This is a genomic window from Terribacillus sp. 7520-G (assembly GCF_002271665.1).
GTDB lineage: Bacteria > Bacillota > Bacilli > Bacillales > Amphibacillaceae > Terribacillus.
The window spans coordinates 1-24,092 of sequence record NZ_NQFP01000009.1; the positions used below are offsets into that span (position 1 = coordinate 1).

Sequence of the window (24,092 nt, forward strand, 5' to 3'; positions counted from 1 at the left end):
ATGTAGATAGCTTTTCTTTTGTCGGTACTAAATATGGGTTAGATACTAAGATTAAGCGTGACGGTGTGGATTATAGAAAATTGGAAGCAAACAACGAATGTCAGATAACCACATTGGATTCAGGAATCATTGATTATGATGATGTTGTCGATTGGATAGTTGATTATGCTCGTGAGCACGATTTAAAGATTGAGGGGATATGTTATGACCCAGCCAATGCCAATGCAATCATAACCAAATTAGAGAAGATAGGTTATCCAATGGTTGAAGTAAGGCAGGGTACAATGTCGCTTAACATGCCTACAAGACAGTTTAAATTAGATGTCTTTGACGGGAAGGTTAAGCACAATGGCAATGTATTACTAACTAATGCAATCAATAACGCTTATCTTAAGTACGACAATAACGGTGTAATGATCGACAAGAAAAAGAATAACAACAAGATTGACCCAATAGCAGCACTCATATTTGCGTATGAGTCTGTTTACGACTTGGAGACAGACAATACAGATTATAACGAATATTATAAATCAGAAAGCTTTAGCTTCTAGGGGGTGACAACCATTAAATTAGAAAAAATCTCAGCATTCTTCGCGATGTTACTAGTTAACTTGCATTCTATCCTCTTACTCTTGGGGTTAATTGCTATTAATGCAGCTATTTATATGTGGATCCCCCTAGTTGGATTGATTGTGACAGGCATATTCTTAATTATTATTGCGCTGTTAATTAATCCTGGAAGTTCTGCAGGAGGGAGGTGACATGACTAATGGCGTTCTTTAAACCGTATACACCAAGAGAACCTGAAGATTATGATGCACCTATTATCGATGCTATCATCAGCATAGCTAACACCGATTATGGCGCTGATTATGTAAGTGCAAAAGCAATCAAGAACAGTGATATCTTTGCAGCTGTGAGCATTATTGCTCAAGATATTGCAAGCTCAGAAATTGAGTTGAGGGAGAATGGGATTGCCAAAGAAAATGACGACTTGTCTTACTTGCTGAACGTGAAACCCAATGAGCTTACAGATGCTTGGCATTTTAAATTTGCTATGATAGCCAATACATTGCTTAATGGCAACTCTTATGCACGAATTATTAGAGACAAGCAAAGAAACCCTGTCAGACTCGACTTTATTCCGGTCAGTGAAATGACTGTATCTGTTGAAAATAACAGTAAAGTTGTTTACGTACATAAGCTAGACTCCAAGGAAATTAAGTACAAGTCTGAAGATATCCTACACCTAAAAATATTTAGCACAGATGGGATATCAGGTGTAAGTCCTTTGCTTTCGTTAAAGCCAGAGTTACAGCAACAGCAAGCAGGAAAGAAATTGCTTACAACCTTCTTTAAACGTGGTGCATTTAGTTCCGGTATCTTAAGTGTTAAGCAGAGTAACTTGGACAATGAGGCTAGAGGGTCAATTCGTAAGAAGTTTGAAGCAGCCAATACTGGTAGTTCCAATGCAATGGCTACAATTGTGATGGATGAAACAATGGAGTACACACCTATTGAGATCAATACAGAAGTATTGAATTTAGTAAACAATAGTATTTACTCCACGAAGCAAATTGCAAAAGTATTTCAAGTGCCATTTGACCGTATGGGCATTGAAACGGTTAACACTTCAATGGAAACGGCAAATCTTAATTACCTCACTAATACCCTCACGCATTATTTCAAAGCTTTTTCTGCAGAAATGAATGTCAAACTGCTTTCCTATCCTCAAAATATATCTACCCGATTAGTATTTAACGCAGATAGGTTGAAGGAAGTTGATCCGGTGAAGAAGATCGATATTACAGCTAAGAAACAGCAAAACGGTATCTTCACTGTAAATGAGTCTCGTAAGGAATATGGACTACCTCCTATACCAGGTGGAGATGTGACGCTTGTATCTTTGAATTATGTTCCTTTAGATATGCTTGGACAAATTCAAAAGGATAAGCAGAATAACAATCAACCTACTGTGGAAGGAGGTGGACAAGATGAAGGACAAAGAAATTCGGTATCTACACATTGACACAGGATTAGCAGCAGTAAATGATGATGAAATGATCATTGAGGGCTACGCATTGCGCTTTGGAGAGTGGAGCAATCCATTGAAAGATAGTACAGGTCAAGATTTTCTTGAAACAATTACGCCAGAAGCACTTAAAAATGCTGACCTATCTGACGTTCGTTGCTTAATCAACCATGATCCCAATATGGTTATTGGTCGTACAACCTCTGAAACACTTGAATTGCGTGTTGATGATGTAGGATTATGGTTTAGATGTAAGCTTCCTCAAACATCGTATGCAAGAGATATTTATGAAAATGTTCGTCTGGGGAACGTTTCACAGTGTAGCTTTGGATTCCATTTGGCAGACAATGGCGATGAAGCTGTACGAGATATGCAGTCTGGCATTGTTAAACGTACTGTAAAGGCTATTGCATCCTTATTCGATGTTAGTGTTGTAACATTCCCTGCTTACAATGCGAGTGATGTAGCTGTTGCTAAAAGAAGCATGGATGCAGCAAATAAAGCCTATAACGAAGAGCGTGAGCGCTTTTTGCTTGAGCTTGATTTAGAAGAATTAGAAATCAAATGAGCACCGTAAAGGGTGTATTTTTTATGGAAAATTTAAGGAGGCATTTTAATGCTAAAGGATAAAATCAATCAACTACGTTCGACTATTACAGAGAAAGCAACTGAGATTAATACTCAGGTAGCAGAAGTACGAGAACTTGCAGGTACAGACCTTGAAGCTGCCAAAGCTCTTAAGGCAGAGATTGAAACAAAGAAAGCTGAACTAAAACAACTTGAAGAGGAGCTTGCAGCATTGGAAGGTATCGATGCTGAAGAAGAGGTTCCTGTTGAAGAACGCCAAGAAGCTAAAGGAGAGAAGCGATCCGTGACACAAACTAAAGTAGTAATTAATCCACCAAATGAAAGTCATCAAGCTTTTGAAGACTTTATCCGTTCTCAGGGTGAAACGCGTGATGGACTAACAACAGATAAACTAGGTGTTGTAATTCCAGAAGACATTTCTACATCAGTATTTGAGTTGAAACAAACTGACTATGACCTTTCTAAATATGTAACGGTTAAAAAAGTTGGCAAAGCATCTGGCTCATTCCCAGTAGCTAAACGTAATGTAGGTGTCTTGCTTACAAAAGAAGAGCTTAAAGAGATTCCTGACATCGAAACTGAGCTTTTCACAGATGTTAAATACAATGTGGAAACTAGAGCTGGTAAGATTGCTATCTCTGAGGAAGCAATCGAAGATACAGCTATCAATATTGTAGAAGACACTAAGAAACAAATGAAGCGTATGGTCACAAACACTAACAACAAACACATCATGGCTAAACTTATGACTTTCCCTAAAGTTCCTACAGCTGGACTTGATGGAGTAAAACGGGTATTCAACGTTGATCTTGATCCAGCACTAAACAAGAAGGTCATTGTAAACCAAAATGGTTATAACTATCTTGATACTCTTAAAGACGCTGAAGGTCGCTATTTGCTACAGCCAGACATCAAAGCAGCATCTGGTAAATCTCTATTCGGTGCAGAGGTAATCGTTGTATCAAACGCTGTCCTTGCTGATGGTGGCACTGAAGAAGCCCCTGTATACAATATTCTTGTTGGTGACTTCGAGCAAGCTGTAATGTTGGCTCAAAAGAATGAAGTAACAGCTCAGTGGGAGAAATTCGACTTCTACGCTTCTGGTCTTTCCATCGTTGTTCGTAACGATTATCAAGTTGTAGATGCTGACGCAGTTCGCGTAATTCAACTTACTCCTGCAGCACCTGCTCAAGAAGCTCCTCAAACTGAATCTACTCCCTCCTAATCCCCCGCAATCACCTACAGGCTTAACAGCTACCTCTAAATCAGATACCAGCGTATCTCTTTCCTGGAGTGCTGTGCAGTACGATGGGGGAATCCAAAACTATGAAATTTATAGAGATGGTGTAAGCCAGGGTACACGAGTTGGTACAAGCTACTCAAGCAGTAACCTGTCCCCAGAAACTACTTACGTGTACCAGGTTAAAGCTATCGCTAATGATGGCCAAGTATCAGAACTTAGTAAGCCTTTGAGCGTAACCACTGATGCAACAGCCTAATATCTAACCAACACAAGGAGTCTTTATAGGCTTCCTTTTTGTGTTGGACAAAGGAGGTTGGCACATGGAGTTAACAGAGTTAAAGCAATATCTCCGTATTGAATATGATGAGGACGACAACTGGCTGCAAATGCTAATGAAGGTTGGCCAATCTTATGTAATTGATGCTATAGACAGTAATGCTACAGCAGATGATTTTGCAGAGAAAGAACAGTTTTCATTTGCTGTGTGCTTACTAGTTAGTCATTGGTTTAGTAATCGTTCGGCTACGGCAGAGAAGGCTCTGCAAGACATTCCATTTGGTGTGCTTCCCATGATTCAACAGCTAAGGGGTTGGTATTATGCCAATCACTAATCCAGGTCTGATGAATACACGTATCTCTTTTCATGAAATTACACCGGAGAAAGATGTATTTGGTAAGCCATCAAAGGTTAAGAAGGTATCAGAAAAACCTATATTCTCCTGTATGAGTGCTGTTATGGATCAATTTCACCAAACAAGACTTGCCACAATAGGCACAATCTATGAAGATACCGTAACGCTTATTATTCGCAAGAAGCAAAAGCACCCTATTGACCCGACGATGAGAGTAAAACTAGACGGAGATTTCTACGAGATTGTAAAAATCAATCCCGAAAGGCAAGACCCGGAATATAAGACCATCATCGTCAAGGTGGTGACAGGATGAGTGTAAAAATCAGTGGACATAAAGAGCTTGATAGCAAGCTTAAAAAGTTAGCTGTTAAGTATCCGAAAATCCAAGAAAATGCCTTGCAAAAGGCTGCCCAGGCCGTGGCAGACCAGTTGGAGAAAAACACTCCTTACGACGCTGCAGCGAATGGGAAACACCTAAAAGACGATGTCCAAGTTTCTAAAATGTCAGAGGATGGCCGTGTATCCGTTGGATATGGAAAACTCCATTACCGAGCTCACTGGCTCGAATGGGGGACAATCTACCAACCTCCACAAGGGCATATGCAGCATACGGAAGATCAGATGCGAAACACGGTTTTAGAGATCGTCCGAAAAGAACTAAAGAAAGGATTGGGTCTCTAATGTTACCAGTGTTAGTTGTAAAGGATCTTTTGGAAAATGACAAAAGAATCACATCGTTTATAAGCCCAAATAGCATTCACATTTTAAGTATTCCAGAGGGTGAGATTGATATTGAGAAAACTCCACTTATACGCATAAATGAGCTTTCAGACTATCAGTCAAGCTTTGCAAATAATAGATCAGTGGCAGTCATGCTTACCGTTCAAATAGATGTTTGGTCTCCTGACCCATTAGAAATAGGTAAGGCTAAGACTGTTCTGGATAAATTGATGGAGGAAAGTGGTTGGGCGCAGATTGGTGGCTTGCCACTAACTGAGGATCCTGATGTGAAGGATTTTTATAGAATCGGTAGACGATATAGAGCTACACAAACAATAAATCTTAAATAGAAAGGTAATGATAATATGCTAGGATTTAACGGCATTCGTATTGGTATTTATGGTGAAGGAGAAAAAATCGTTGAAGTGCTTGATGTTGCGAAAGAAGGTGGGGCAATCGAAGCTAGTATAAGTGGGCTTGGTAAGGAGCCAACAATCACTTATGCAAACAACGAAGCATTTCACGTTGCTGCAAAAGGTGCAGGTTCACCAGAACTTACACTTTCCACTTTGAACTTGCCAGAAGAAGTTGTGCAAAAGGCTCTAGGCGTTACTGTTGAGAACGGTATCCAGAAGGTTGGCAAAGACACTAAACCACCGTTCGTATCAGTAGTACTAACTGGACAAGATAATGATGGAAAAGATTTGCATATTGCATTGCTCAAAGGTGTGCTTACCTATCCAGAAGATAGCCTTGCAACTGCAACAGATTCCGATGAACCAACTCCAACTGAGCTTACAGGAAAATTCATTGCCCGTAAGTCCGATGGATTGGTTTATGCAAAAGGTCGCGAAGCTGCAGAAGGCTTCACTAAAGAAGAGTTTGATGCACTTGTATTTCAAGGATATTCTTCCCCTGTCCCGGTAGGAGAGTAATTTGGACTGGCTAAGTAGTTGCTCATGACTGCTTAGCCATATTTATTAATTTAAAAGTAAAAGGAGAATAAAATATATGCCATGCACAATTAAACTTATTGATCCTGAAACAGGAAAGAAGAAAACATATCGCCAAGAGAAAGTTGGAGGTCTTAATCTACGCACTGGTATTTCCATAAAAACACGAGCTGAAAAAGGCGAAATTGATGAATTGGAAACTTTGGATGAAATGATTGCACTTATTGCTAAGGTGTTTGAGGGTCATCCCGTGGTAACAGAAGATAGCATTTGGCAACTTGATGCTTCCGATATTGAAGATACAGTAGCTGATTGCTTCTGGCAGATACTTGGAAAAGACCCAAAGCAGATGAAGGATCTCCAGAAGAGAGCGATGGAGGTTCAAATGAAGCAGGCGATCAAAGAACTGGAAAAAATGGAACAGGCTTAAATTCATGGGCAGAGTATGAAGAACGTATTCAGGATCTTTATAACACCTTTTTAGAAGCTGGCTATAAACTTAATGAAATTGATGAAATGGATATTGACTTCATGCTCAGATTATTAGAATCCAAATTGCCAAATAAGAAAAGTAAGGCCAAAAAGTCTAAAAATCCTCAAGATTTAGAAGCATTCTTCAACTCCATTTGATGTTCAAGCAGGAAGACTATTGGTCTTCCTTTTTTTATTTGCACAAAAGAAAGTTGGTGACATAGATGGCCGAACAAGGTAAGCCGTTAGGCAGTATGATAATCGATTTGGGATTATCAGATACAAAATTTGAAAAGTCACTTGATGGTATTAGAAGGCAACTAAAAGCAACTCAAGCTCAAACAAGAGCTAGTTTATCGGTAATCAGCCAAGCTGGTGATGGCTACGAAACCATGAAAGTGAAAGTGGACGGTCTCACCAAGGAAATGTCTATCAACGAACAGCAAATCAAAGTTTTGCGAGATAGATATGAGAAGGCTAGGAAGACATACGGTGATGGATCCAAGGCAGTACAGAACTACGCAAAACAGGTTAATGATGCTGTAGCCAAGCAATCTGTAATGCAGAAATCATTGCAGGATGCAGAGCTGAAGATGCTCGATTTCAAGCGTGGTACAAATGATGCTAAGGTTGAGTTAGATCAGCTAAAGCGCAGCATGACTGCTCAAATTAAGACCCTGGATATGCAAGGCAAGAAGCATCAGGCAGCACGAAAAGAATACATCCTTACTAAACAATCTCACCAACAATTGGGAGTTGTAATTGATAAGGAAAAGGAAAAACTGAAAGACCTCATTCGGATAAAAGGTGAGGATTCCAGGGAAGCCAAGGAACAAAGCACCAAGATTGCAGAACTGAAAGGCGAATATAAGCAACTTGGCGTTGTGTTAGATGGAATAAAAGCAGATTACGGAAAGGCAAGTAAGGCTGGCGCTAAATTCGCTGACAGTATGTCTGAGATTAAAGAAGAAATCAGTGGCGTTGCAGACGTTGCTAAGACAGCCGGAAAGAGTATGCTCGGCATTACTGCAGGAGTAGGTGCTGTAGGTGGATTGGCCACTCTTCAAGCTTCTAATGTGGAAGCCTCACAGAATCGCATACAAGCCTCACTAGGAGCCACAGGAGAGGTAACTAAGGAATTATCCAAAGTCACACAAGATGTCTTTAAGAAGGGGTGGGGCGACGACCTCACAGACGTTTCTAGAGGCATCGTAACTGTAAGACAGCATCTTGGAGAATTAAATGATGCTGATTTGAAAAGTGTAACAGAGTCAGGCTATCTAATTCGCGATCTTTGGGGCTATGACATACAAGAGTCAGCAAGGTCGGCCGGAACAATGATGAAGAACTTTGGCATAGACGGTAAAACCTCTATGGATTTGATTGTGAAGGCCTTCCAATCCGGTGGAGACTTCTCCAATGAATTGCTAGATACAATCAATGAGTACTCTCCTCAGTTTGCATCCATGGGATACGATGCAGAAAGAATGTTTGACATCTTCATAACTGGTGCTCAAAATGGCGCATTCAACTTGGACAAGGTTGGAGATGCAGTTAAAGAGTTTAATATCCGTGCTCAAGACGGATCACAGACAACTGCAGATGGTTTTGCAGCTATCGGTATGAATGCAACAGACATGGGAGCTAAAATTGCAGCTGGTGGCGAAGAGGGCGAAAAAGCGTTCCAAGCTACAGTGGCAGGACTGGCAGCCATGGATAGTGATGTTGAACGGAATATCGCTGGTGTAAATCTTTTCGGAACCCAGTGGGAAGACCTTCGCGAAGATGTAATCCTTGCTATGGCTGATTCTGAAGGTGCTCTTGGTAAGTATGGAGGAGCAGCAGATAAAGCTAAAGAACAGATGAAAACAGGTCTTGTGCCTGCGTTACAGGAGTTGAAACGTGAGGGCTCATTGGCTTTAGCTCCATTGGGAGAGGCTTTAGGCGATATTGTTAAGGACTCTATCCCTCCTTTAGTCGAAGCAATTAAGAATGTAACAGGTTTCTTTACGGGCATGCCTCCAGGAATGCAGAAGGTGACGCTTGGATTTGCAGGCATTGCTGCAGCAATCGCCCCACTTACAATAGGATTAGGATTTGTTGCAGGTGGAATCTCTAAGATTGCTGGTGTTCTTGAGTTATTCGGCTTAAAGTCAGACAAATCTTCAAAGAAGCTAGGATTTTTAACGAAGATATTTGATAAATTGAAGTTTGGACTTGTAGCTTTAACAGGCCCGATTGGAATTGCTGTTGCAGCCATAGCTGCTATTGCCACAGGTGTAGTAATAGCCTATAAGAAAATAAAGCCATTTAGAGAGTTCGTAGATGGCATTGGAACCTCTATAATGAAAGCCTTTGGAAAGGTAAAAGACTTTTTCTCTGGCGACATATTAGGCAACATAAAGAACCTTATACCCCCTTCATTACTCCCCACAATAACCTCATTTGCTGACGGAATGTCCTCGGCTTTCCAAACAGCAAAATCACTAGCGCTGGATGCGTTTGGCGCAATCTCCACATTTGCTTAAGATAAACTTGGAGCTTTAAAGTCGTTTTGGGACGAAAACGGAAGCCAGCTTATGCAGGCATTTTCCAATATTTTTGGTGGTATAAAAACAGCTGTCACTACAGCTTTTAATATTTTCACCACCGTAGCTAAGCCAATTCTAGCCGGATTCCTTTCAGTAATAAAGGGTTTGCTTCCAATTATTTCCGCTATTTTCAAAGGAGTCTTTTGGACTGCATTACAGATCGTAAAATCTGTATGGGGCAACATCAAAGGCGTGATAAACGGAGCTCTAGATATCATTATGGGCGCTGTGAAAATTTTCTCTGGCTTATTTACTGGCGATTTCTCAAAAATGTGGGAAGGCGTTAAGCAGGCATTTTCAGGAGCAGTTCAATTTATCTGGAATTTTGTTCAATTGACTTTCTTCGGTAAACTTATAAAAGGCGTTGGTGTATTCGCTAAATCCTTCGGTGGCTTTTTTAAGTCGGCATGGTCAACTATAAAATCTATTTTTACAACCACTATTTCTGCAGTTTGGAATTTCTTTAAAAATCGTTTTACCAGCATGCTTAACACAGGGAAGTCAATTTTTAATTCCTTGCGTAGCTTTTTCTCGAAAATTTGGTCAGGAATCAAAAATATATTTTGGGATTCTGTGCGAGCGGCAGTTGATTTTGTGAAGTCTCGCTTTACAAATTTGAAAAATAACACTTCGTCTATTTTCACTTCCTTGCGAGATACGGCGCGAAAAATTTGGACATCTGTGAAGGATAACATCATTAATCCAGTTAAAAATGCTTACTCAAGTGTAGTACAGCGTTTTGGAAATTTGCGTGATAAAGGTCTTGAAATTTTCCGCAATCTGAAGAAGAAAGCGGGAGACATATTTGACGATATGGTAGAAGCCATTAAGGGCCTTCCTAAGCGAATGGGCGACGGTCTGAGCAAAGCTGCGAAAAATATAGCCGGCGGTGTGAAGAACGTAAGCAAATTCTTGCTCGAGGGATTGGCGAAAGGTGTAAATGGAGTAACTGGCGGGATCAACTGGATCCTCGACAAAGTGCATGCTCCTAAAAAACTACGTATTCCGGAATGGGAGATCCCGGCTTATGCAAAAGGTACTAATGGTCACCCTGGTGGTCTTGCACTTGTTTCGGATGGAAAGGGTCTTAATAAGCAGGAGCTAATTCAAACACCAGACGGAAATACATTCCTATCACCTAAGAGAGAGGCTATTATGAATCTACCGAAAGGGACAAGCGTCCTTGACGGCAATAGCACTGCTTCTTTATTGTCTGGCATTCCTGCTTATGCGAAGGGCACAGGCATCCTCCAATCTGCATGGGGTGGGGCTAAAAAGCTTTGGGGCAGTGTTAAGAAGACTGCAGCAACTGTATGGGACTTTGCAAGTGATCCATTGTCTCTTATCAAATCAGCTATTGGCAAATTCACAAGCTTAGGCGATGTACTGCAACCAGCAAAAGGTATTGCTGAGGGAATGAGCTCTAAGGCGACTGAAGGAGCAAAGAACTGGATTAAAGGATTGCTAGACGGTGGAGATGTCAAGTCATCAGGAAACCCTTCTGCAGACGTTAAGAAGTGGGTAGCTCAAGCAATGGAGATTGCAGGTGTTTCAGGTACTGCATGGAAAAATGGTCTTTCTCTTATCGCTATGAAAGAATCTGGAGGAAACCCGAAAGCTCAGAACAATTGGGATATTAATGCTATGCGTGGTATTCCTTCTAAAGGTCTTATGCAGACGATAGAACCAACCTTTAACGCTTTCAAGAAGAAGGGTTACGGCAATATCTTGAATCCAGTTCATAACATTCTTGCTGCAATTGGATACATAAAGTCGCGATACAAAACCATTGGTAACGTACCAGGGGTTAAAGCTGTAAATCTAGGACGTAAATATGTTGGTTACGAGAACGGTGGAATTGTTACTAAGCATCATTTAGCTCAAGTGGGAGAAGGCAACAAGCCAGAAGCTATTATCCCTCTACATAAGGCTAAACGATCCCGGGCGCTTCGTTTGCTTAATCGTGTTCATGAAGTTATGGGAATTGATGGTGTAGGAGGCATTACCGTCAATAATAACTCCGACACTTCTGGTCTAGAAAAGCTATTCGCACAACAGGTTAACGAGTCTCGTAAATCCAATGCTATGACTAACCAAATGCTACAAGCTCTCATTCAGCTTGTGCAGTTAATGTCCGGTGGAAATGGTGGAAATGGAGCCTTAAATGTAAGCAATCTCTTAAACTTGATTAATAACGCGCAAGGCAAACAACTAGAAAATCTATTATATAACAACGGAATGGGAGGTGCATTTAAGTAATGGGACGTGAAAAACTATGGATACTTAAGCCAGATGGAACGGAAAAAGAAATTGGAGAAATTGAGGGTTGCTATTTATACGAGGTAGAGTATGGCAGCCCTCGTCCTAAAACATCGTATATTCAGATGGAAGGATCAGATGGGAATATTGATATGGGTACCACTTTTGACACAAGGCCAATCATTGCCCGATTCCTTATAGAATCTAATGATTATAACGATTACTATCTGTTGCAAAGAGAAGTATGGCAAATGATTTATGACAGAAATGCCTACTATATAAGACACTCTGTAATGCCAGGCTTTAGATGGCTTGTACACCCAAAAGAATGCGACCCTTCTAGAGTGGACTTAAATACTGCTACTTTTGAGTTGGAATTTGAAGCATTTAAAGGCTACTCAGAGTCGGCCGATTCTTCTTTGAGTCCAATGACGTTTGATTCGGAATTGTGGCAAGCAGGTCAAGGACTGATTGCTGATAATGTCCAGTACACGCACACAACTAATCGATTCAAGATTTACAACCCTGGAGATTTTACCGTTGATCCGAGAGAACATTATCTTAATATTTCCATTGACTGCTCAAGCAATAATTTAAGGATAGCAAATGTAACAACTGGTGATCAGTTCATTTGCTATCGCAGCACAATGAAGGGAGATCTATTGGAGATTGATGGTGTATATCCAAAGTATAAAGATCTGCACATTGGGAGAGAAACGAATAATGGGTTAATAACATTGGTTCCTGGTTGGAATGAAATAGAAATCAGCGGTGCCAGTTTGATTGAAATTAGTTTTGATTTTCATGCCTTATATCACTAATACGTGGAGGTGAACTAGCATGAATAAAGAAACAAGCAAGTATGTAGCGCCCGTTCCTGTATTAGCAAAAGATATTGTGATTGCTGTTTCTGATCGTAAAGAGATATATAGAGAGATTCTTATAGATTTTGACAAATCCTCTTTCGCCGAAGATTGGCAAAGGAATAGCTCTTGGCAAATCTCATTCGATGTGACTGGCACTGACAGAAATTCTTTTGCATTCGATCTTATTAAAGATGAATCAATCATTTACTACAAATCGGAACGATACATAGTCACGCAGCTTGATGAGCAAGCCACTGGACGTCAGCTAACGAAAAGTGTTCTAGCTACCCATGAATTTTATCAGCTACAACATGATAGGCAAGAAAACACAATATCAGGACGAAAAAGTATTAATGAATGCATTGAACATCTACTTAAAGGTAGTAAGCGTGGATACACCTTTGAGATCATTGGAACCTTTGACAAGGTAGATCAAGAGAATTTTGGAAATATCAATATTGTTGAAGGTCTTAATGAGGTGCTAGCAGACTATGGCGCAATTCTGGACTTCAACGGCAAACATCTTATTTTCTATGAGCCCAAATTGTTCGGGGAAAAAATACAGGAGACCATTCGTTACAAGCATAACACCGACGAAATACAATTCCAATCTGACACAACAGCCTTAAAAACTCAAATTGTAGGGTATGGCAAGCAAAAAGATGAAGAACAGGGTGGAGGTTACTATTTTGATCCAATCATATACACCTCCCCTATTGCAGAAGATTGGGGCGTTCGGGTTGCTGATCCAGTTAGCGACGACAGATTTACTGATGCTACAGCAATGCTTCGCAAATTAAAAGAAACACTGCAGGACTATCCAACTATCACCGGTTCGGTCAAGCTTAAAAAGTTAATGGACATCAACAAAGGAGATTGGATCAAAGTGCTTTATGAGCCTTTAAACAATATGGAGCTTGATGTTCAGGTAGTTGGATACAAAAAATACCCTTTTCTTAACAAACCTCCAGAAATAACCCTTTCAAATTCAAAGTCTGATATCCTCAGCATCCAAATCCAATTAGCAAAACAAATTAGAAAACTACAGAGAGGTTGAAGTAATTGAATTATCTTAACTTAACGAAGTGGGAAAACCCCTTAAATGACCGTAAGCTAAGAAACAGCTATAACAACAATATTGATTCAATTGTAGCCCAGTTTACCCATGTCATGAACGAATATAAACGTTTGGAGTCGGTAATGGAAAACATCATTATTAATTCTGGGGGTGATTCGCCTAATGAAGTTGTAGGATCCAGAGTAGATTCAAGGGGGGTAATACAACCCACTCTTAATGCTCGTATTAAATCTGACTATTATTACCAAAAAGAAGACATCCAATCCATGCAAACTCAAATGATTTCATTTGCAACAATGGCTGCAGAATTAGATGCTCAGCTTAAAAAGTTGTATAGTGCTGACTCAGGATATATTGTGACTGTTGATAGCAATAAAGGAAGCGATGAAACAGGAGATGGCAGTGGGACAAGACCTTACAAAACTATCAATAAGGCAGTTTCCGAAATTCCTAGAATTGTTGATGGTGATGTAATTGTGTACTTAGTTCCTGGATACTACAAAGAAGATGTTACTTTCCAGGGAATCACTGCCAAAACTCTTCTAGTCCGATCTACTGTATGGGATAGCACAGATCCCTCTACAGGAGACACTGGGTGCTACGTTCGTTCTCTAACTTTTAGAGATATTGCAGGGTATGTACGTGTGTCGGGTATTCAGCAATATGATCATGTCAATTCAGGAGCTAGATACACAGCCGGAGGATTGAACCAGCCTATTACGCTTTTCTTTGAACGTGTGCATTATTTCTTAGTAGATCGATGTCGCTTTTCCGAAAATGTCCGTTCTGCTGAAGGATACGCAGTTCATTCTGCAGCCTGTAGAGGACGACTGGACAATAACTATTTCCAAAACCAATATGAGTGCTTGTTTGCCAATTGGAGTAGTCATATTAACGTGGAAAATACGAACACAGGTAAAAGTAATTTCCGTGGCGTCAGCTCCGGTCGATCCATAGTTCAGGGTGAAATTGTAATTGGTGCAGATGAGCCTATCCGAGAATACGGAGGGGGACGAGTATTTCAATGATTAACTGGATGGAATACGTTATGCGTTACTATGTGGAAAATGACTATTGGACTCAAGAATTTGTTGAAGCTATGGTTGGGAAAAATCTAATTACCATCGAACAATATGAGGAAGCAAAACTTAAAAAAGAACTAAAAGAGGGTGGTGACTGAGTGAAAACAGCTATCGGTGAGTTTAAAGTAGGGACTCAATACCAAGCCCCTTTTTCATTAAAAGCAAATTTTTCAACCTCAGATAAAGGATCAGCTAAACTTCAATTTAGGCTATTCGGAAGCGATGGACACCCCCTACCACTGAGTGGCACTACTCCTAAATTAGCCATGAAGATGGCTGATAACAGTGTATTTATCAACGAGAACTTAACTATAAAAGATCCAGTAGAAGGGATTATAGAGTATGTACTATCCGACAATGAGATTAAGCATTATGGAAATGTACAAGCAGAATTATACCTATTGTATAGCAATAATACACAGGTATCTGTGCATCAATTTACTTTTACAATCACTCGTGCGTTGATTGATGAATCTGTAGACGTAATTAGAGAAGTAGTAGTCGAAGACTTTGAAAGGTTTAAAGCTTCTCTAGAAGCTAAGCTATCTGAAACAAATGCAGCTATAGATAAGGCGAAAGTAGATATAGAGAATACTGTATCTACAGCCATAAAGACAGTAAATGATACTACCACTTCAGCAAAAGCCAGCATTAATTCCTCAAAAGCTTCTGCAGAGTCCTCCATTACCTCCCTTGTGACGTCTGCTCAAGACAACATAAAAACAGTCTCTGATCAAGTTGTTGCTGCACAGGCTAATTTGGATTCCATAGAAGAGTCGATAGCGAGCAATCAATTGGAGACCAAAACAGGTGCCCAAGCAAAAGCCAATCAAGCAGAAACAAATGCGAAAAACGCAAGCCTTCCAAGAACTGGGGGCACTCTTACAGGGGATATCATTATTAAAAAGTCTAGCCCAAAGATAACTATGCAGGACTCTTCTGGAAACACCGTTGGAGGCTTGAGGGTTACAAACAATGGATCACCTGTAATATCGGGTACGAATGGATCTCATATCTATTTGCGTCCTAAAGGCGATACAGAAACAGCAAATGAGACGAAAATACAAGTCGATGGCATTTATCACAACGGCAGCAAAATGGCAACCGAATCAGTGGCGCAACAAAAGGCTGATAATGCAGAGGAGAACGCCAAAAATGCGTCCCTACCTAATTTGTCTGTCAGTGTCATGGATGGAAATGCTCCACTTAGTGATTATCCATCTGGATTCTCTATAAAGCGAATGCTGAATACGGAGACTAATTTCCCAACTGCTGTAGGTATTCTTTTAACATTTAATTATGACCCCCATCGAAATTTTCAATTATTGCACACAAAAGATACAAACAAGCTTCAACTGAGGCATTTTAACTCAATAACCAATCGCTGGAGTAACTTTGATGATTTGGAGACTACATCAGGTTCACAAAACAAAGTTTCAGCATTGAAAACAGATATTGGGCATCTTGGTATTAATGGGACTTCCACTTCTGAAGCAACAAACTTGAATGCAATTACGGTAGGGGGAAGTTATTACTTCCGATCAAACGCATCGGGCAGACCATTTGATGCTAACGGAATCGTAAGACATACTCCCTCTTTAGGAACAACAGGAGCAACTCAAGAAGCCATTTCCCTAAGTGGCAGAACTAAATCGTTTCGAGTAATGGTAGGTGGCATATGGGGAGACTGGTTACAGTATGCTGGATCAATTGCCGACGCTAAATGGGAGATGCTTACTCCCCGAGGAGGGTCACAGATCTGGTCGGAGGCTTCTTCTCCAAGAGTGCTTCGCTTAGGAGACACTGTATTCCTTCAAGGAGCACTCAAGGGCATAACTAGCCGCAAGTTCCTGGCTCTTACGCTCCCAGGGCATTGCAGACCTGATAGAGACCTTACTTTCTTACAAAGTACGAGTACAGACGGGTACAAGGCACGTTTTGCCAGGTGGTCTATAAAAACAAACGGTGATGTTTATATTGACTACAATACCGATGATGTATGGGACGGTACAAAATGGTATCCGATTGATACGTCCTTCACCATAACGTCATAAGGAGGGATAACAATGGTCGAATCTAAAATGGCATACTTTATTGATCCAGAGACTCTGGAGCATACGTATGATCAAGTACTCATTCAACCGGATGAGGAAGGTAATCACATTCTTCCCGAAAACGCCACATGGAAGAGACCAATCAAAGAAGATGGGTCTTTTTTTGTTTTGGCTAAATGGAATCCAGAAGCCGAGGAATGGGAAGAGGGCGGAACGCCGCCGAAACCATCAATACCTGAACCTACAGAAACGGAACTCCTGGGTGAAGCCCTAGTTGAAGAAAAGCTTCGCCGGATCCGTACTGAACAACAAGTTTCTGATTTAGGTACTCAGCTTGTAGAAGAGGAACTTGCCGGCATAGCAAAAGAAGAACAGTTGCAGGCTCAAGCACAGGCTCTTCAAGATTTAGGCGAACAAGTCGTAGATATGCGCTTGCAGCAAATTCTGAATGAAGGAGGAACACAATCATGAATTTCTGGGTAAAAGCTTTATATTACAATTGGGCAAAAGCTCCGCAGGTTAGGATTCCTTACAGTGTTCAAGAGTGTACGAAGCAGGATTTACAAGAAGGTGTATCCGCTCAAATGGTTACGTCTGAGGAATATCAAATCATCACAGATGAACCATATGTGGAACCAACCGAAGCTGAAGAGGGACCTGTTGACGAAACTGTTCCGGTAGAGTCTGATCCAGCAGGGCAGGCGCAACCGGTCATAGAAGAAAAATAGTATTTTTGTTGCATAAGCAGGAACATCCTCCTAGTTTGTTGAATAAAGGCGGAAAGGGAGGAATAGAAATGTCTCAAGAATTGATTCTAGAGGAACATGTAGATTTGGCGTATGGCTTTATAAGAGCAGTTAAAGGAAACAATGTTAATTTATATTGGAGTTTTATAAGCAAAGTAGATAAGGCTAGAGTATTTGGTATGTATAGATCATTTGTACAGAGCGAGCATTTCAAAGGAGAAGACTTTAGAAAATATATTAAGGAGTATTTCATGCGTGAACATGCCAAAAAGTATAATGGATTAGATAATGCACCTGGTATATCAACGACTAAAAGATATACTGATTTAGGAGATGTGAAGTTATATCTCCTAAACAATGTGGAAGAGCCTATGATAATAGATTCACCTACTGAGATGAATGTTTTTCCTATTACAGTGACCTATGATTGTTATCTAAAGGGAAATAATGAAATAAAAGGTGAGTGGAAAGTGCGTATGTATGAAGACGATTTATATAATGACTTAGATCAAACTGAAAGCCTATAATGAGCTTGAATTTGGCATCCCAAAAGGGGTGCTTTTTTTATTTGCTTAAAGCAGATTAGACTACGTAGGAGAATGAGTTATGCCCAACAATGACTTATATCAACGTGTGGCCAAAGCTGAGCAACAAATTGAGATTTTAGAAGGACGCATGGAAAAACAAGAATCAAGCAATGAAGTTTTGACTAGAGTTGTTCAGTTAACAGAGTTACAAATTGAATTAAATAAAGACATGAAGACCCAACTTGAGAAGACAAATGAAATCATGTCCTCTACTCAGACGGATGTGGCTATTATTAAGACTGACATGAGCTACCTCAAGGATGAAATGGGGGAGCTAGATGAACGTACTTCTGACTTAGAAGATGATCAAGAAGAAAGCTTAAAGAGTTGGAAAAATGGAATCGGAAAGATTCTAACTACGATTATAGGAAGCGTCGCAGTTGCAGCCATTGTGCTGTGGCTCAAGCTAGGATAAAAGGAGGAATTATTTATGGACAAAGGCACTATTATTCGTTCTGTTGTTTTGATCTTAGCTCTTATTAACCAACTGTTGATGGCAAATGGGCTTACCCCTATTCCTGGGACTGAAGATGCTTGGGGAGAGATTCTAGCTACAATCTTTACAGCTGTAATCTCAGCTTGGACATTCTTTAAGAACAACTTTATTACTCCTAAAGGACAGAAACAGAAAGAAGTCCTTCAACGTGAAGGCCTAACTAAAGCTAAGTAACTGTATTATTTATATCTTTGATTCTATAAACTTATAATTTCAAAGGTATACTAGTTTACCCAAGTACTTGGAAGGCTATACATAACTAAGGTTAAATTAATAGATTTCTCTTTTCCATAGATTTCTAAGATGTTATACTCTTGTTAAGGAGATGATAGTTATGAATTTAACTACACAAGTTAAGAACGTGAAACCTTTAAGATCTTTAAGTATTAAACCAGAATATGCTGACGTGCAGAATCTACCAATAGTGGAAAATAAGGAGAAGAGAGAAGAAATCCTTAAAAGAGCATTGAAGAAATACTCTAGAGCTTAGGTAAAATTGATAAATGGAAATTGCTGAAAATGGATTAATTATCAAAAGTTTCAATCCCATTGATGGGCTTCCTCGATTAAGGTGTGGCAAGGAAGAAATCGATACAATCTATAGCCTATACACTGAAGTTTTTCACCGAGAAAGTAAGGGTGTAACAACTCTTTTCTATCGAGAGGGCGATTTAGTAGGTTTTTGTATACTTTTGGCTGATAGACTTTCTATTACTTCTACAGAACCTTTATCAAACGGTCAATATCCCGGATATTACCCGGCATTACAATTGTACTCAATTGGTGTAAAGAGAGAACTACAAAGTCAAGGGTTAGGTCGAGAAATGATAGAATGGATTATCTTCCAAGCTTACGAAATGCGTAAAACTGTTGGAATTACTTTTATAGTTCTTGAAGCTTTTAATGACCCAAGACTTATTAAATTTTATGAGGATTGTGGATTTGAAGTCTGGGACAAGGTAGAAAGAACAGAAGACGATTTAGTTCCCATGGTCTTCGATTTTCGAGAACTTTAGGTTTAATGTTCTAAATGGATTTGTTTTTCAATAGTCATTTACAAAGGAGATGATCTAGTGAAAGCAATGAAATTAAGAGAGCCTTCTAAGAGACCCAGTCTCGATGAAAGAAAAGCAAAGCTAAAAAGAGCGTTGATTGTGGGTAAGCGCATTAATGATCGTAAAAAAAATTAATCATATGTTAATTGATAAAATTTAAAATATCGATTTTTTTAAGAGACATGGCTCAGGCTGTGTCTCTTTTTTATGCCCAATTTTACAAGAATAAGGAGTCGATTCATTAATGACTAAATTTAAAGTTGCTGTCGATGCTGGACATGGTGGTTTTGGTGTTACTCCAGGTAAACGTACTCCAGATGGAGAATACGAATGGGACTTCAATAATAAAGTAGCGAAAGCTTGCGTTTCCAAACTTAAAGCTAATGGAGTTGAAGTAATTCGAACAGATGACCCCACCGGTAAGACTGATGTTGGTCTTACTTCCCGTACTAATAAAGCTAACAATGCCAAAGCTGATGTAATGATATCTTTCCACCACAATGCCAACAAAGGGATTTGGGGCACACATACAGGAACCGAAACATTTACCTATATTGGCAACTGGCCTGATGCTGAACGTCTTGCGAGAGAAGTCCAAAATAGAATTGTTAAAGCTTATGGCTTACGCGACCGAGGCTTAAAGAAAGCTAACTTTGCTATTGTGCGCCAATCTGAAATGCCGGCAATTCTTGTAGAAGGTGGCTACATGGACTCAACCATCGACATTAAAAAACTTCGCAATGATGCAGTTCTAGAAGCAGCCGGAATTGCCGCAGCCGAAGGAATCCTAGCTTATCTAGGGACTAGCTCTAGTAAAGGTGCGAGCAAGCCTACATCAAAGCCTGCTCAAGAGTCCCCAGCTCCATCCTCCTCTACTCCTGCCAAAGGATACGTTAATGGATCTGCTGGGCAACGTGTAGAATCCATCTATAAAGGCAAAGAAGGACTCAACTTCTATACAAAAGCATACTTTGACTCTAAATATAAAGCCGGTACATTTGGTTACGGAATGGGCTGGGAAATTGTAAAACGAGTGAAAGTCGGTTCTGCCTACATGTTTGAAGTTAAAAACTCTAAAGGTGTTAAATACTATGTAACTGCCTCTGCTGAGTATGTGAAAGTTGAAGGCAAAGCCAAGGCTTCTTCTACATCCTCTAAAGGATCCTCCTCTACTGCCAACATTAAGGTTGGTTCTACTGTTACTCTTCAAGATCATGCCTCTAAGTACCAAACTGGTGAAAAGATTCCTTCCTCAGTTAAAGGTAAAAAGTATACAGTAATGCAAATTAAAAATGTAAACCAGTCTCGCTCTAAGAAAGCTTATCTATTGAAAGAAATTATGTCTTGGGTGCTTGAGCAGGATGTTTTTCCTAAAACTACTGCAAAGAAATCCTCTGGTGGAGGTTCTGCTATTGTTCCCTACCCTGGACATCTAATTAAAATTGGCTCTCGTGGTAAAGATGTACAGCGTATCCAACATGCTGTTGGTGTTGCCACAGATGGCATCTTCGGAAAAGCTACTAAATCTGCTGTGATGGCTTATCAGAGACGACATGGACTTGGTGTCGATGGTATTGTTGGCAAAGAGACCTGGGACAAGATGTTTTAGAACCATGAGACGTAGGGAGTAAGATGATGTGGCAATCTAAATTTAAGTTATAAAAATAACTATTTCTCATTAGTTTATAGTATATTTGTAGTATGATAGAGAATTTAATTCTATTAAGTTGCGTTTACTATTTAGCCACTACATACAAATCCTTTATTCTACTATAATTTGCAGATATAGATATATTGTTGCACTAATGGGGGGTATTATTATCAAACAGATTAATGTGCAGTCCTTTTTAAATTATTTAGGCACTGGAATGTCTCGTCCAGCTATTATTGTGGGAGATGATTTTGAGAAATATATTCTTAAAACTCAACGAACAGCACAGGATAATTGGAACTGTATGTTCTTAAATGAGGGCATTTGTTACAAAATTGCATGCTATTTAGGAGTTCCAGTACCTGAGGCGGCTATTGCAAATTTAGACCAAAAACTAATTGATGCTGATCCAGAAATTACATTTGTACATCGTTTCTTTGAGGGTCTTCATTTTGCATCATCTGAACTTACTGGCAAGGAAGAAAACTTATTAGACAATCATCAAATGGCTATGAAAATGGGAAGACCGTACTTAGCTAAGACTTGGAATGCATTTTTTGACAACATCGTTAATGCCGAAGACATCTCGAAAATAATAGCATTTGATTTATTAGTAGGGAATTTTGATCGCTACGGCAATGAAGGAAACCTGCTTATATCGAACGAAAGTGCTCAAAGAAAGATTTTTGCAATAGACCATGGGCATGCATTTTTCGGGCCTAAATGGACAAGCTCAAAAGTACAAAAAATAAAAGAAGTAAATGACCCTAATTATAGGGATAATTTTGCTGCTCTAATCCTAAAAAATAATAATGGCAGGATGGATGGGCTTGGAACCGTATTCCGAGCGATTGAAAATCGTGTTGATTTGTCTGATATTGACAATCATTCGTTTATGGAAGTGGTTTCGAGGATAGAATCCATTAATAGTGATATGCTAATTGAGTGGTTTAATGAAATTCCTGACGCTTGGTACGTTGATAAAGGAAATCAAATTGGGATATATTCTCAGTTTATTTTACGACAAAAACTACATGTAAGGCATTTAATACAAGAGATGGCGCGATATGGAGCTTTTACAAACTATCGTGGAGGTGTATTGAATTGGAACAGAACACAGTCAACTGGTACAGTATAATAAGGTACATGAGCAATGAACTAACAGGGGAAGTAATAAATGTAGGAGTAGTGATGCACTCTCCTGAGATTGGTATTATAAAACACCACTTAATAGGAGAAAACGCACCTAAGATTAAAGCGATTTCTACTTCAACCTTAGATATACAATTGTATAAATCTTATAAGGACAATCTCTCCTATTATATAGAAAAGAGTACGGAAAACATGTTTGGGGGGGTTGGTGGAATCTCTATAGCATCCCCCTATAAAGAAGGATATTTAGACGACATTCATGACTTCTTTAAAAATGAAAAATTGTTTCTTACAAAGCCTAAAGCTTCAATAACAGGTAATTTAGAAAAGTTTTTTGAAACTGTCTTTAAAACTTATGTGGGTGAGAAGTATTTGATTAATGCTAGTAGGCAAATTAGTACGAAACGATATATGCGCTCATTACTCGAAGACAAACACCTACTTAACAAGAAAGTAATACAGGATTATATAATTAAGCCTAAAGATGGCCCTGAATTGGTTAAGATAAATATTGATTTTTGTTTTAAAAATGGTGTTATGAACTACTTGCAGGGTTTACCTGTTATAGATTCTGCGTCCAAAAGTACAGAGTGGTTTGCGAAAACAAAGCTTATGTTTGAACAGCTTAGTGAAGATGCTGAAATACACTTTATGGTTAAGAAAATGGAAAATAATAATCAAAAAGAAACTTCTTCTTTAATTGAGTATTTTAAAGATAAAAGAGAAAAGGTATCTGTTATTAATTTAGATAATGAGAGAGATGTTCATAGAATTATCAATAGGATAGAGCATGAAGCTCACGACATAGATGAAATATTGATTTCTTAACAAGTAGTTATACAACTGAAAGTCCACTTTTTTACTTTAAAATGTATCTACCCCTTCTCATTAATTTGAGGAGGGGGATTTTTTTGTGTTTATTTATATAAGAAAAAGGAAATCTGCCCCTTTTTGTTGGTATAATTAGTAAAACTAACTTAATTAGTAGTTACAAGTAATTTGGAGGTCTTGGGATGAATAATAACGAAAAGCCATTCTATGAAATACTTCCTAATTTGTCTGCCCTGATCATTATTCTCAACCATTGCAATTTCTTTTGCAGTGTCCATTTTCAAGAAATATTCAGTGGAAGGCCTGCCACCATCACTTTTACTCAAAACTGAGTAAAAGTCTAACCCCTCTTCAAACCCGTATTTGTAATCGTTTATGAGGAGAGTTGAGTCTAAATAAGAGAGCCTAGAAGGTTCTCTTATTTTTCGATCTTATGTAGAATATTTATAATTTCAACAAATCCTATAAAGATAAAACCAGATACAAAAGAAGCGAGGAACCATGTAAGGAAAATTGACCACTGAAAGTCTAATAAATCGTCAGCCATAAAGGCTCCAATAATTATACCAGCAACAATTATACCTATTCCTATACACATCATTTTTTCTTTTCGCTAAATCCTGTTTAATATATCGTATAAATCTATTGTATTATCAAATTAGCATATTCTGGAGGTAATGATATGGATTTATTGAAGAAGAAAGTTTATTGCTCAAAGTGTAAAATTGAGACTAATCATATTATCTTACTGACTCATGAGGAGAAATCGGAAGGCCTTGATGATTTTCAGTGGTATGAACACAAGCATATTGTTCGTTGTGCGGGCTGTGATACGACAGCATTTGTAAAAGAATACGGTGATGAAGATATGTGGTCGTATAATGAGAAAGGAGTTCGTCAATGGGATCCTCCTGAATATAATATATTTCCACCGAAACCAGTAATTGAAGTAAGTAGTTTTTCTTTAAAATCAACTAACTATAAAAATGTTCCACATGTTATTGG

General features: G+C 39.1%; 28 protein-coding genes and 2 pseudogenes. 29 read left to right on the forward strand and 1 reads right to left on the reverse strand.

Annotated elements, in window-relative coordinates:
* From CHH53_RS04000 to CHH53_RS04125, 28 genes are all read left to right on the forward strand, one after another.
* Window positions 1-551: terminase TerL endonuclease subunit (locus CHH53_RS04000; RefSeq protein ID WP_233134827.1), on the forward strand; the 551-nt coding region annotated here is incomplete at its 5' end.
* Window positions 552-769: 218 nt separating this feature from the next.
* On the forward strand, window positions 770-2,029 hold the full coding sequence (locus CHH53_RS04005; protein ID WP_095214837.1) for a phage portal protein: 1,260 nt from the start codon (window positions 770-772) through the stop codon (window positions 2,027-2,029).
* On the forward strand, window positions 1,995-2,600 hold the full coding sequence (locus tag CHH53_RS04010) for an HK97 family phage prohead protease (RefSeq protein ID WP_095214838.1): 606 nt from the start codon (window positions 1,995-1,997) through the stop codon (window positions 2,598-2,600). Before CHH53_RS04005 ends, CHH53_RS04010 begins: the two co-directional genes overlap by 35 nt.
* Window positions 2,601-2,648: 48 nt before the next feature.
* A complete protein-coding gene (locus tag CHH53_RS04015; RefSeq protein WP_095214839.1) occupies window positions 2,649-3,845 on the forward strand; it encodes a phage major capsid protein in 1,197 nt (398 codons plus the stop codon).
* Window positions 3,826-4,119, forward strand: coding sequence for a fibronectin type III domain-containing protein (locus CHH53_RS04020; RefSeq protein WP_095214840.1), 294 nt, complete (start codon window positions 3,826-3,828; stop codon window positions 4,117-4,119). Before CHH53_RS04015 ends, CHH53_RS04020 begins: the two co-directional genes overlap by 20 nt.
* Window positions 4,120-4,183: 64 nt before the next feature.
* Window positions 4,184-4,474 carry a head-tail connector protein gene (locus CHH53_RS04025; RefSeq protein ID WP_095214841.1) on the forward strand — a complete coding sequence of 97 codons (291 nt, stop codon included), beginning with the start codon at window positions 4,184-4,186 and terminating at the stop codon, window positions 4,472-4,474.
* On the forward strand, window positions 4,461-4,808 hold the full coding sequence (locus CHH53_RS04030; RefSeq protein ID WP_095214842.1) for a phage head completion protein: 348 nt from the start codon (window positions 4,461-4,463) through the stop codon (window positions 4,806-4,808). Before CHH53_RS04025 ends, CHH53_RS04030 begins: the two co-directional genes overlap by 14 nt.
* Entirely contained in the window at window positions 4,805-5,176 is a 372-nt protein-coding gene (locus CHH53_RS04035) for an HK97-gp10 family putative phage morphogenesis protein (RefSeq protein WP_095214843.1), read from the forward strand. Before CHH53_RS04030 ends, CHH53_RS04035 begins: the two co-directional genes overlap by 4 nt.
* Complete coding sequence (locus CHH53_RS04040; protein ID WP_095214844.1) at window positions 5,176-5,565, forward strand: hypothetical protein; 390 nt, start codon at window positions 5,176-5,178, stop codon at window positions 5,563-5,565. Before CHH53_RS04035 ends, CHH53_RS04040 begins: the two co-directional genes overlap by 1 nt.
* A 15-nt stretch (window positions 5,566-5,580) precedes the next feature.
* Complete coding sequence (locus CHH53_RS04045; protein ID WP_095214845.1) at window positions 5,581-6,150, forward strand: major tail protein; 570 nt, start codon at window positions 5,581-5,583, stop codon at window positions 6,148-6,150.
* 76 nt (window positions 6,151-6,226) lie between these two features.
* On the forward strand, window positions 6,227-6,598 hold the full coding sequence (gpG, locus tag CHH53_RS17265; RefSeq protein ID WP_095214846.1) for a phage tail assembly chaperone G: 372 nt from the start codon (window positions 6,227-6,229) through the stop codon (window positions 6,596-6,598).
* A gap of 265 nt (window positions 6,599-6,863) precedes the next feature.
* Window positions 6,864-9,167: a phage tail tape measure protein gene (locus CHH53_RS04055; protein WP_095214847.1), complete on the forward strand. Its 2,304-nt coding sequence runs from the start codon at window positions 6,864-6,866 to the stop codon at window positions 9,165-9,167.
* Between the two features lie 51 nt (window positions 9,168-9,218).
* Entirely contained in the window at window positions 9,219-11,489 is a 2,271-nt protein-coding gene (locus tag CHH53_RS04060; RefSeq protein ID WP_095214848.1) for a transglycosylase SLT domain-containing protein, read from the forward strand.
* A complete protein-coding gene (locus tag CHH53_RS04065; protein WP_095214849.1) occupies window positions 11,489-12,310 on the forward strand; it encodes a phage tail family protein in 822 nt (273 codons plus the stop codon). Before CHH53_RS04060 ends, CHH53_RS04065 begins: the two co-directional genes overlap by 1 nt.
* Before the next feature lie 19 nt (window positions 12,311-12,329).
* Window positions 12,330-13,412: a phage tail protein gene (locus CHH53_RS04070; protein WP_095214850.1), complete on the forward strand. Its 1,083-nt coding sequence runs from the start codon at window positions 12,330-12,332 to the stop codon at window positions 13,410-13,412.
* A 5-nt stretch (window positions 13,413-13,417) separates the two neighbouring features.
* Complete coding sequence (locus CHH53_RS04075; RefSeq protein WP_095214851.1) at window positions 13,418-14,461, forward strand: hypothetical protein; 1,044 nt, start codon at window positions 13,418-13,420, stop codon at window positions 14,459-14,461.
* On the forward strand, window positions 14,458-14,613 hold the full coding sequence (locus tag CHH53_RS17270) for a hypothetical protein (RefSeq protein ID WP_158221475.1): 156 nt from the start codon (window positions 14,458-14,460) through the stop codon (window positions 14,611-14,613). The genes CHH53_RS04075 and CHH53_RS17270 overlap by 4 nt, the downstream gene beginning before the upstream one ends.
* The gene (locus CHH53_RS04080; RefSeq protein ID WP_095214852.1) at window positions 14,614-16,569 is read left to right on the forward strand and encodes a BppU family phage baseplate upper protein; all 1,956 of its coding nucleotides are present in this window, start codon (window positions 14,614-14,616) and stop codon (window positions 16,567-16,569) included.
* Window positions 16,570-16,581: 12 nt separating this feature from the next.
* Complete coding sequence (locus CHH53_RS04085) at window positions 16,582-17,040, forward strand: hypothetical protein (RefSeq protein WP_095214853.1); 459 nt, start codon at window positions 16,582-16,584, stop codon at window positions 17,038-17,040.
* Window positions 17,037-17,297, forward strand: a complete 261-nt coding sequence (locus CHH53_RS04090; protein WP_095214854.1) for an XkdX family protein — start codon at window positions 17,037-17,039, stop codon at window positions 17,295-17,297. Before CHH53_RS04085 ends, CHH53_RS04090 begins: the two co-directional genes overlap by 4 nt.
* A gap of 68 nt (window positions 17,298-17,365) precedes the next feature.
* Window positions 17,366-17,842, forward strand: a complete 477-nt coding sequence (locus tag CHH53_RS04095) for a hypothetical protein (protein ID WP_095214855.1) — start codon at window positions 17,366-17,368, stop codon at window positions 17,840-17,842.
* A 79-nt stretch (window positions 17,843-17,921) separates the two neighbouring features.
* Entirely contained in the window at window positions 17,922-18,317 is a 396-nt protein-coding gene (locus tag CHH53_RS04100) for a hypothetical protein (RefSeq protein WP_095214856.1), read from the forward strand.
* Between the two features lie 15 nt (window positions 18,318-18,332).
* Window positions 18,333-18,572, forward strand: a complete 240-nt coding sequence (locus CHH53_RS04105; protein WP_095214857.1) for a phage holin — start codon at window positions 18,333-18,335, stop codon at window positions 18,570-18,572.
* Window positions 18,573-18,732: 160 nt separating this feature from the next.
* Window positions 18,733-18,888 carry a hypothetical protein gene (locus tag CHH53_RS17275; protein WP_158221476.1) on the forward strand — a complete coding sequence of 52 codons (156 nt, stop codon included), beginning with the start codon at window positions 18,733-18,735 and terminating at the stop codon, window positions 18,886-18,888.
* A gap of 13 nt (window positions 18,889-18,901) precedes the next feature.
* A complete protein-coding gene (locus CHH53_RS04110; RefSeq protein ID WP_095214858.1) occupies window positions 18,902-19,414 on the forward strand; it encodes a GNAT family N-acetyltransferase in 513 nt (170 codons plus the stop codon).
* A gap of 283 nt (window positions 19,415-19,697) precedes the next feature.
* A complete protein-coding gene (locus CHH53_RS04115) occupies window positions 19,698-21,062 on the forward strand; it encodes an N-acetylmuramoyl-L-alanine amidase (protein ID WP_095214859.1) in 1,365 nt (454 codons plus the stop codon).
* Window positions 21,063-21,258: 196 nt separating this feature from the next.
* A complete protein-coding gene (locus CHH53_RS04120; protein ID WP_095214860.1) occupies window positions 21,259-22,242 on the forward strand; it encodes a HipA family kinase in 984 nt (327 codons plus the stop codon).
* A complete protein-coding gene (locus CHH53_RS04125; protein ID WP_095214861.1) occupies window positions 22,209-23,084 on the forward strand; it encodes a DUF3037 domain-containing protein in 876 nt (291 codons plus the stop codon). Before CHH53_RS04120 ends, CHH53_RS04125 begins: the two co-directional genes overlap by 34 nt.
* Window positions 23,085-23,290: 206 nt before the next feature.
* Here CHH53_RS04125 and CHH53_RS17610 read toward each other — a convergent pair.
* A pseudogene (locus CHH53_RS17610) lies at window positions 23,291-23,449 on the reverse strand (antA/AntB antirepressor family protein); the annotation flags it as partial.
* A gap of 320 nt (window positions 23,450-23,769) precedes the next feature.
* On the opposite strand from CHH53_RS17610, the pseudogene CHH53_RS04140 reads away from it, so the two are divergent.
* Window positions 23,770-24,092: pseudogene (locus tag CHH53_RS04140) on the forward strand (hypothetical protein); the annotation flags it as partial.

What these genes read in the sequence shown, in the direction of transcription:
- CHH53_RS04085 (WP_095214853.1), top strand. Translation starts at nt 16,582, where the DNA reads ATGGTCGAATCTAAAATGGCATACTTTATTGATCCAGAGACTCTGGAG.
- CHH53_RS04120 (WP_095214860.1), top strand. Translation starts at nt 21,259, where the DNA reads ATGGGGGGTATTATTATCAAACAGATTAATGTGCAGTCCTTTTTAAAT.
- CHH53_RS04010 (WP_095214838.1), top strand. Translation starts at nt 1,995, where the DNA reads ATGAAGGACAAAGAAATTCGGTATCTACACATTGACACAGGATTAGCA.
- CHH53_RS04060 (WP_095214848.1), top strand. Translation starts at nt 9,219, where the DNA reads ATGCAGGCATTTTCCAATATTTTTGGTGGTATAAAAACAGCTGTCACT.
- CHH53_RS04040 (WP_095214844.1), top strand. Translation starts at nt 5,176, where the DNA reads ATGTTACCAGTGTTAGTTGTAAAGGATCTTTTGGAAAATGACAAAAGA.
- CHH53_RS04065 (WP_095214849.1), top strand. Translation starts at nt 11,489, where the DNA reads ATGGGACGTGAAAAACTATGGATACTTAAGCCAGATGGAACGGAAAAA.
- CHH53_RS04045 (WP_095214845.1), top strand. Translation starts at nt 5,581, where the DNA reads ATGCTAGGATTTAACGGCATTCGTATTGGTATTTATGGTGAAGGAGAA.
- CHH53_RS04100 (WP_095214856.1), top strand. Translation starts at nt 17,922, where the DNA reads ATGCCCAACAATGACTTATATCAACGTGTGGCCAAAGCTGAGCAACAA.
- CHH53_RS04070 (WP_095214850.1), top strand. Translation starts at nt 12,330, where the DNA reads ATGAATAAAGAAACAAGCAAGTATGTAGCGCCCGTTCCTGTATTAGCA.
- CHH53_RS04035 (WP_095214843.1), top strand. Translation starts at nt 4,805, where the DNA reads ATGAGTGTAAAAATCAGTGGACATAAAGAGCTTGATAGCAAGCTTAAA.
- CHH53_RS17275 (WP_158221476.1), top strand. Translation starts at nt 18,733, where the DNA reads ATGAATTTAACTACACAAGTTAAGAACGTGAAACCTTTAAGATCTTTA.
- CHH53_RS04005 (WP_095214837.1), top strand. Translation starts at nt 770, where the DNA reads ATGGCGTTCTTTAAACCGTATACACCAAGAGAACCTGAAGATTATGAT.
- CHH53_RS04090 (WP_095214854.1), top strand. Translation starts at nt 17,037, where the DNA reads ATGAATTTCTGGGTAAAAGCTTTATATTACAATTGGGCAAAAGCTCCG.
- CHH53_RS04115 (WP_095214859.1), top strand. Translation starts at nt 19,698, where the DNA reads ATGACTAAATTTAAAGTTGCTGTCGATGCTGGACATGGTGGTTTTGGT.
- CHH53_RS04095 (WP_095214855.1), top strand. Translation starts at nt 17,366, where the DNA reads ATGTCTCAAGAATTGATTCTAGAGGAACATGTAGATTTGGCGTATGGC.
- CHH53_RS04055 (WP_095214847.1), top strand. Translation starts at nt 6,864, where the DNA reads ATGGCCGAACAAGGTAAGCCGTTAGGCAGTATGATAATCGATTTGGGA.
- CHH53_RS17270 (WP_158221475.1), top strand. Translation starts at nt 14,458, where the DNA reads ATGATTAACTGGATGGAATACGTTATGCGTTACTATGTGGAAAATGAC.
- CHH53_RS04105 (WP_095214857.1), top strand. Translation starts at nt 18,333, where the DNA reads ATGGACAAAGGCACTATTATTCGTTCTGTTGTTTTGATCTTAGCTCTT.
- CHH53_RS04030 (WP_095214842.1), top strand. Translation starts at nt 4,461, where the DNA reads ATGCCAATCACTAATCCAGGTCTGATGAATACACGTATCTCTTTTCAT.
- gpG (WP_095214846.1), top strand. Translation starts at nt 6,227, where the DNA reads ATGCCATGCACAATTAAACTTATTGATCCTGAAACAGGAAAGAAGAAA.
- CHH53_RS04015 (WP_095214839.1), top strand. Translation starts at nt 2,649, where the DNA reads ATGCTAAAGGATAAAATCAATCAACTACGTTCGACTATTACAGAGAAA.
- CHH53_RS04110 (WP_095214858.1), top strand. Translation starts at nt 18,902, where the DNA reads ATGGAAATTGCTGAAAATGGATTAATTATCAAAAGTTTCAATCCCATT.
- CHH53_RS04025 (WP_095214841.1), top strand. Translation starts at nt 4,184, where the DNA reads ATGGAGTTAACAGAGTTAAAGCAATATCTCCGTATTGAATATGATGAG.